Genomic DNA, 8,513 nt, shown 5'->3' with positions numbered 1-8,513 from the left:
TCGACGCGCCCGGGCAGCTTGACGTAGAAGCCCGGGCCCTTGACCACGAAGTAGAGCGCCAGCAGCGAGTGGAACGGGTTGTCGTCCTGCTTGGCGAGGATCACGTCGCCCTCGAGCGGATCGGCCAGCAACGGCGTATCGATCCGGACCGTGCCGATTCTCGACGAGGCCGGACAGGTCGGCGCGTTGTTGGTGCCCAACCCGATCTCACTCGGAGCGCACGCCCCGAGGCCGGCGGCCGACGACGGGGAGACCGACATGCCCTTGGGCAGCGTGACCACGGCCTTGCGGACATGGGCGCTGGCCAAGCCGTATGGCGCGTCGTTCTGCGGCACGGTCAGGTCGACGTTGAGCCCGGTGGGCGCGTCAGCGGTGTGCGAAAGCGGCTGGACGTCGATCGACGGCTCGAAGGGAAGGCGCTCGCAGCCATCGAAGACGAAGGGCGTCCCGTCGGGATCGGCGGAGAGGACTTCGGTCGCGTAGCGGCCCGGCGCCGACCAGGAGTCACCGCGCGCGGTGAAGGCGACCGGGCTGTCGGTGCAAGACGTCGGGTTCGTCATGAACGCCCCGCCCGGGACAGGGCTCGGCCCGTTCCGGTCGGCGTCGTGGATGGGATCGGAGGGGACGCCCCAAAGAGTCACGGTGACGGACTTGATGACTTGCGCCTGGGAGATCGCGAAGCTGCCTGACGAGATCCCGTAGTCCCCCGGCCGCACGCGGGCGGTGATGATCCCAAGCGTGTTGAAGAAGTTGAAGCCGAGCTTCGCGGGCGCGTCCGAGCCGGGATCGAGGTTGTAGACGCCGGTGAAAATTGGCGCGCCAGCATAGATCTCGACCACCACACTGCCCACCCGCGTGGAGGCGGGACAGCTGTCCACACCGGCCCCTGCAGCCCCTTGGAGGTCGGCGAGGGAGCACGTGCGCAGTCCGACGGGGTTGCCGGTCAGCCCGACCGGCAGATCCACGTCGAAGTCACGGACCGGTTCGGTTGCCGGCTGGCTGAACTCGGCATGGATCGTCAGGTCCGAGTGCTCTCCCGCTTGACGGGAGAACGTCCCGTCGGGGCCGGTCAGCGAGGCCCCGACGCTCGTGAACGCGAGGTCGGCACCGGCCGTCGGGGTCAGGGCGAGGCTCAAAGCCCCTGCCGCAAGGACGGCGAGCATGCTGCGCATGACGTGCTTGGTGATCATCTCAGTCGCCTACTTGCCGAGGGTCCGGGACAGCTTGGTCGAGACGGCAGCGCGGAAGGGAGGTGTGAACGAGACCTTGACGCTGACCTTGACGCGTTGCCTTCGACGGATCGCCGAGCGCGTCTTCTTGCTGAGCGGCACCGTGAGCGTGTAGCTCCCGACGGCGCTGGCGTTCCTCATCATGGTCACGACGCGCGAGCCGGAAGCCCTGATCCGTCCGCGGCCTGTCACGCGGACCGTGACGCGAATCGCAGACCGTGTGAACGAGGACTTGACGATCGAGACCCGTGGCTTCGGAGCGGGCTTGGCGACCCCCGCTGTGCCCGTGAGCCGGTGGCTGGGGAGCTCGGAGCTGCCGGCCGGGCCCGGCGTGGGCTCTGCGCACTCCGAACCCGCGCACGGTGCCTTCGGCGGCACGGGATTCTGTGCGGGGATCCCGCCGCCGATCCGGGCGTCGTATACATCGGCAGCGCCCCCGTCCTGATCCTGGCCCACGAGGCTCTGCCCGGTGACGAAGAAGACATTGCTGCCGTCATCGCTGGCGTCGGCGAAGCGAGCGTCAGCAGGCTTCGTGCCAGGACTGATCAGATCGGCTCTTCCGTTCTGGTAGACGTAGACGTCAGCGGTGCCGTTCACATCGCCCGCCACCAGCTTCACGGGCGTATCGAAGAACACCTGGCCTCGATCGGTGACCGTGCGCGGATAGCGGTTGCTCAGGCTGATCTCAATGTCTGGCAGACGAGCGTCGCCGGTGGCGCGGGCGCCGTCAGCCGGACACGACGCACAAGCGAGGGCGTGAGTGTCGGCGTCGTACACGTACACCTCGGCGCATTGACCAGGGAAGAGAACGTCGCGGCCGCCCGTGCAGGCGCCGGCCGTGTTGTTGGTGTTGTCGTACGAAGTCAGAGGCGTATATGCCTTGAACACGAAGTACCGACCGTTCGGGCTGGCCGCGAACCCGTACAGGGTGCCCAGGACCTCCGGGACATGTGAGACGAGCTCGGCGGCCCCGTCGTGCCAGACGTAAACGTCGCCTCCGGGATCAGCGAAGTACACGTGGCTGCCATCATCGCTGACTGCCAGCACCCCAGTCTGCGTTTGGATGTTGCCCGGGAGCACGGCACCCAGGAGATACTCGAGCTCGCCGGTGTGGCTGTCGTAGCGGTAGAGGTTGCGGCGTACTGGCGGCGCATCGTCGGTAAGCGGTGTGCTGCTCTCCACGAAGAACACCGCGTAGCGCCCATCGCGACTGATCCCCGTTCCAAACCCCGGCTCCGGGGTGGTTGGTGCGCCGCCGATCTGGGAGACGGACAACGGGATCGTGGTTGTCCCCTTCCGGAGGTAGACCCCGTCCTCCGCGCCCGCCGTCGACAAGCTGAACAGGATCTCGCTGCCGTCGTCGGATGCGGCACGGACCTCCGGGATCCTTGGAGTGTTCCTGGCGGTCGCCGTACCGTGGGACGGCGACCCGTCGGGCAATACGGACACGAGGCTCAGCTTGCCGTCGGACCAGCGGTAGAGCTGGTCCACCCCGCCGCCGGTCGCCCCAGGGATGAGCGACATGTCAGAGCTGAAGACGACCCAGCTGAAGTCCTTCGCCCCGGCGACGAAGCGTCCCTCGGATCCGAGGTTGGCGAAGTAGTTATAGGCCCCGGGCGCATCGATCGAGACGATCAGGGTGTACGAGCCCGACCGCAGATCGCGGAGGTAGAGGTTGGTGTTGCCGTCGATGCCTCCGTCCGTCAGCTCGCGAGTGCTGACGATCAGCGCATGAGAGAGATCCTCAGACACTGCCATGGTCAGGAGCGTGAGGGTCCCATATGCGCTCGCCGAGGGGCCGTCCAACGCACGCGATGTCCAACCGGCGCGCTCCGACCGCAGGCTCGCGTACCTCGCGTACCTCGGGGCTGATTCGGCATCGCTGGCGACGTTCGCGGCCTTGTACACGAAGCCGTTCCCGTCAGGCTTGGCCTGGAAGCCGATGATCAGCTCGATGTTGGCCCCGGCCTTGTCAGCCGGCGACACCTGCTCGTAGCCCCGGGCCGCCGAATCCGACACGGCGGTGGTGAACATCGCGTCCGATCCCGTCGACGTTCCTTGGGCGTTGGTCGCCACCAGCCGGAAGTGGTAGGTCGTCCCCGGTTGCAGTCCGCGAAGCGCACGCGCAAACGATCGCGGCACGCGTCCGCTACCGGCCACCGCCGCAGCGCCGGCGGGCAGCTTCCTCCCGTACTCGGTCGTCTCGCCGTACTCGAACACGTACGTCGTCTGGAGGCCCAACGGGTTGATCCTGCCGTTGAGGACCGCGCCGCCCGCGTCGATCTCCGTCGCCCCGGTGGCATCGACGCGGGGTGGGGCGGGACCGGTCGTGAACGTGCGGGCGTCGCTGGCGTTGTAGGAAGCATTGCTCGCGATGAGTCGGACGTCATACTCGGTGAACGGCTCGAGGCCGGTGACGTCCGCGGCGACGAGCTGCTCACCGGACCCCGTGAGGTGCTCGTCAGGTGTGGCGCCGGGCGGGTCGCCACTGCCGACCACGGAGTACTCGAAATGAGCGTCGGTCGCAGGGCCACCCGGATCGACACGCCCGACCAGATGAGCCGTCGTGGACGTCACCGCGGTAGGCGCGTCCACCGACACCCCCGGGATGGCGGTCACGTCGAATGCCTGGACACCGGAGGTGCCCTGGGTTCCGAACTGCTTGTCCAGCAGACCGTACAGGCGCCGGCTCGGCGCTCCAGCGACAGCGAGGCCCATCGCCTCGGTGTCGTTGAACTGCGCGGGGTACGCGATCGCCGAGACCGGAGTGGGACTGCCGGCGAAGACGTACAGCAGGGGGGATTGCCCGCCCCCGAGCTGGGCAGTTGACCGGCCTCCGACGAGCACCGTCCCCGTGGACAGCTCTACGGCCACAGACCGCGGCGTGTCGACGGGTCCCAGGGCGCCCTGCGCTACGCCGGCGGAGTCGAAGGTCTCGATGCGGGACTGTGGTTGCGGCCCGATACCCCCGTTCCCGGTCGGGTCCCCGGTCCCGTCGATGACGTAGATCGTGCCGGTCGGGCCAACGGCCAGGTCGAGGAGATATGTGAACGACCCACCGGCCGAGTCGGCACCGGCGAAGGACGGCGCCAGGAACGTCCCGGAAGAGTCGAACCTGGTGACGCGCTTGTTCGCTGTATCGGCGACGAGGACATCGTGCGTCGTCGGATCGACAGCGATCGGGCTCGCGAAGCTGCCGATCTGCCCCAGGCCCGCTCCCTGGGTGGGGCTGACGAAAGACGGATCGATCGTGTACGTCGGGGTGGGTGCGCCATCGGACCGATAGCGGACGATCTCGTCCGTGCCGCTCTCGCTCACGTACACGTCGCCGTTTGACTGGTCGATCGCGATGCCGTACGGAACGCCCAGCGCGGTGCCGATCGACGTCAGGAGCGTTCCTGTGGCCACGGGGTCCGGCGCGAACACCTGGATGCGATGGTTCGCCGAGTCTGCGACGAGGATGTTGCCGCTGGTGGGCTCGACGGCGAGCCGAGTCGGAACATTGAAGTCGCTTCCTGATGCAGCGAACGCTCCGGCCGTGGCATACGCGAGGGTGGCAGGCGCGGCTTGGGCAGCGGATGTCGAAGTCAGCAGGGCACACGCGACCCCGAACGACACCAACCACGACAACAACCCTCGCACGCCACCACTGCCGACGATCCGCATACCCACTCCGTTCCCTGGACGACCCACGGTTCACGGAGCGAGCCTCGTCAGCGCGCCCCACCGGCCGACTATAATCAGCCGCGTTTTCTATTGTCAATGGGCGTTTCCAGAACTTTTCCGTCAGCCCCGTTCGACGAGTAGGCGACGACGGCCCACCACGACGGCCGAAGGGATCGGGCCACGACGTCCGGGACGAGCGAGATCCGGCGAGTCGAGATCCGGTGCGGCATTTGCATATGCTCACTGGATTAGATCATTTCGAGGGCGATCCCACTTACCGTTTGCGTGTGCCCATTTCGCAAACGCGAACTTCGCGGATCGTGCCGGCGAATCAGGCGCCGAGGCGCTCGCGGCACACCCCCAGGAACGCCCTGGCCGCCGGCGACAGCTCGCGGCCAGCGCGGCGCGCGAGGAACATCTGGTGGACGAGGGTCCGGTCCTTGAAGGCGATCGCGCTGATCCGATCGTCGCCGCTTGCCTGGGAGCGCGGGAGCACGGCGACCGCCAAGCCCTCGGCCACCAGCGCCCGCATCCGGGTCACGTCGCTGATCTCGAACGCCACGACGGGGGTGAAGCCGGCCTCGGCCGCGGCGCGCTCGACGAGCGTCCGGATCGTCGCCCCGGCGTGGAAGGCCGCGAAGCGCTCGCCGCGCAGGTCGCCGACCGCGATCCGCTTGCGGCCCATCAGCCGATGCCCCGCACCGACGCACAGCACGAGCGGCTCCTCCGCCGCCAGCTCCAGATCGAGCTGACGCCGGTGCTCGGGCTCGACGGCGGTCAGGAGCGCGGCGTCGAGGTCGTCGCCGCGCAGCGACTCGGCCAGGTGCCGGCTGAGTGCATCGCGCACGTCGAGATCGACGCCCGGATGGGCACGGTGGAAGGCGGCGATCATGGAGGCGACGTCGAGCGGACCGGGCGTCGTGCTGACCCCGAAGCTGACGCGGCCGTGCAGCAGCTCGCGCAGGTCGAGGGCGTCGGCGCGCGCGGCCTCGACCTCGGCGAGGACGCGCCGTGCGCGCTCCACCAGCCGCTCGCCCGCGGGCGTCAGCGCCACCCTGCGCGAGGTCCGGTCGACGAGCGGAACGCCGAGCTCGAGCTCGAGGCTTCGGATCTGACGGGACAGAGCGGGCTGCGCGACGCTCGCGCGCGCCGCCGCCCGTGTGAAGTGGCGCTCCTCTGCCAGGGCCACCAAGTAGCGCAGCTGCCGAATCTCCATGCCGTCGTGGTATTGAATCAAGAGCATCCATGTCTTGGACTTTTCGCCGGCGGAAGGCGATGCTGGTCTCAGACCACATCGGCGGGCCGCTCACCTCTCTCCTCCGGCGGCTCGCCGGCGTGCGTCGATCTTCACGGCTCGAGAGGAGTGGTCTCATGTCTGGCTCCGCGGCGTGCGCCGGCGACGGCGGGCAGGTTCTGTGGTGCCCGGACGACGAGCGGGTCGAGCGGGCGTCGATCACCGGGTTCGCGCGCTGGGTCGCGTCCAGCCGGGGGGTCCCGGTCACCGGCTCCTATGACGCGCTGTGGCGCTGGTCGGTGGATGACATCGAGGGCTTCTGGGGGGCCGTCTGGGAGTTCTTCGACGTGCAGGCCGCGACGCCCTACGAACGCGTCCTCGGCTCGCGCGCGATGCCGGGCGCGGAGTGGTTCCCCGGCTCGCGCCTGAACTACGCCGAGCACGTCTTCCGTGGGAAGCAGGACGCGGCCCTCGCGCTGCAGCACGCCTCGGAGCTGCGCGAGCTGGACTGGATGACGTGGGGCGAGCTGCGCGACCTGACCGCCCGGATCGCGACCGGCCTGCGGTTCCTGGGCGTCGAGGCCGGGGACCGCGTCGTCGGCTACATCCCCAACATCCCCGAGGCGATCGCCGCGTTCCTCGCATGCGCGTCGATCGGCGCGACGTGGTCGTCGTGCTCGCCGGACTTCGGGGCGCGCTCGGTGGTCGACCGCTTCGCGCAGATCGAGCCGAAGGTCCTGATCGCCGTCGACGGCTACCGCTACGGCGGCAAGGACTTCGACCGCCGCGAGGTCGTCGCGGGCCTGCGCGACGAGATCCCGTCGCTGGAGCACGTCGTGCTGCTGGACTACCTCGGCGCCGGGGGCGCCCCGCCGGCGGGCATGATCCCGTGGCGCGAGCTGATCAAGCAGCAGCAACCCCTAGGGTTCGCCCAGCTCGCGTTCGACCACCCGTTGTGGGTGCTCTACTCGTCGGGCACGACGGGCCTCCCGAAGCCCATCGTCCACGGGCAGGGTGGCGTCCTGCTGGAGCACCTGAAGTTGATGAACCTGCACTTGGACGCCCAGGCCGGCGACCGGGTCTTCTGGTTCACGACGACCGGTTGGATGATGTGGAACTTCCTGGTCGGGGTGCTGCTGACACCGGCGTCGATCGTCCTCTACGACGGCAACCCGGCCACGCCGACGCTCGACCGCCTCTGGGATCTGGCGGCGCAGTCCGGCACGACGACCTTCGGGACGAGCGCCTCGTTCATCGCGTCGTGCATGAAAACGGGGGTTGAGCCGTGCGGCGGTGGTCGCGACCTGAGCGCGTTGACGGCCGTCGGCTCGACGGGCTCGCCGCTGGCGCCGGAGGGCTTCCAGTGGGTCTATGACCACGTCGGCGCCGACACGTGGCTGTTCTCCACCAGCGGCGGGACCGACGTGGTCAGCGCGTTCGTCGGCGGCGTGCCCACGCTGCCCGTGCACCTCGGCGAGCTCCAGGCCCGCGCGCTGGGCGCGAAGGTCGAGGCGTGGGACCCCGAGGGCCGCCCGCTCGTCGGCGAGGTCGGCGAGCTGGTCATCACCGAGCCGATGCCGTCGATGCCGATCTTCTTCTGGGGCGACCAGGACGGCACGCGCCTGCGCGAGTCCTACTTCGAGCACTACCCCGGCGTGTGGCGCCACGGCGACTGGATCGAGATCACCGAGCGCGGCACGGCCATCATCTCCGGCCGCAGCGACTCCACCATCAACCGCGGCGGCATCCGCATGGGCACCAGCGAGATCTACCGCGCCGTCCTCGCCGACGACACGATCGTCGACGCGCTCGTCGTCGACATCCCGAACCGGCCCACCCACCCCGAAGGCTGGATGCCGCTGTTCGTCGTGCTGCGCCACGGCGAACAGCTCACCGACGACCTCGTCGCACGGATCAAACGCCGCATCCGCTCCGACTGCTCCCCCCGCCACGTACCCAACGACATCCGCCAGATCGCCGAGGTCCCACGCACCCTCAGCGGCAAGGTCCTCGAGGTCCCGGTCAAGCGGATCCTCATGGGCGTCCCCGCCGACCAGGCGGCGTCCCGCGACTCGCTGGCCAACCCCGCGGCCCTCGACGTCTTCGCCGCCATGGCGCCGCGGCCACCGGCCTCGCCCAGCTAGGAGCGTGGGTCCCTATGGGACCGCGGGTACGAGCCCCTGGGCGAGTACCCGCAGCGAAACGAGCCCCCTGGGCGAGGCTTCGCCTAGCGCTCGCTCAGCGTCCCTTCCAGATGGGCTGGCGCTTCTCGAAGAAGGCCTTGACGCCCTCCTGGATGTCCTCGGTGGAGAACGCCAGCGTGAGGTTGTGATGCAGCAGCTCCAGCGCCGCCTCGAACGGCAGATCCTGCTGGCGATACATCG

At 69.0% G+C, this 8,513-nt stretch carries 4 protein-coding genes; 1 reads left to right on the top strand and 3 read right to left on the bottom strand.

Translation table 11 applies throughout. The features are described from left to right. From VGP60_RS30125 to VGP60_RS30115, 3 genes are all read right to left on the bottom strand, one after another. Window positions 1-1,190: hypothetical protein (locus VGP60_RS30125; protein WP_327551523.1), on the bottom strand; the 1,190-nt coding region annotated here is incomplete at its 3' end. Between the two features lie 9 nt (window positions 1,191-1,199). Then, entirely contained in the window at window positions 1,200-4,895 is a 3,696-nt protein-coding gene (locus VGP60_RS30120) for a hypothetical protein (RefSeq protein ID WP_327551522.1), read from the bottom strand. A 331-nt stretch (window positions 4,896-5,226) separates the two neighbouring features. Next, entirely contained in the window at window positions 5,227-6,111 is an 885-nt protein-coding gene (locus tag VGP60_RS30115; protein ID WP_327551521.1) for a LysR family transcriptional regulator, read from the bottom strand. A gap of 155 nt (window positions 6,112-6,266) precedes the next feature. Between VGP60_RS30115 and VGP60_RS30110 the strand changes: the two genes are divergently transcribed. Beyond that, the gene (locus VGP60_RS30110) at window positions 6,267-8,273 is read left to right on the top strand and encodes an acetoacetate--CoA ligase (protein ID WP_327551520.1); all 2,007 of its coding nucleotides are present in this window, start codon (window positions 6,267-6,269) and stop codon (window positions 8,271-8,273) included. Window positions 8,274-8,513 lie beyond the last annotated feature (240 nt).

This window comes from Amycolatopsis sp. (assembly GCF_036008905.1).
Classification (GTDB): Bacteria; Actinomycetota; Actinomycetes; order Mycobacteriales; family Pseudonocardiaceae; genus Amycolatopsis.
The sequence above is the reverse complement of the archived record's forward strand: the minus strand, read 5'-3'. Positions and strand labels throughout refer to the sequence as shown.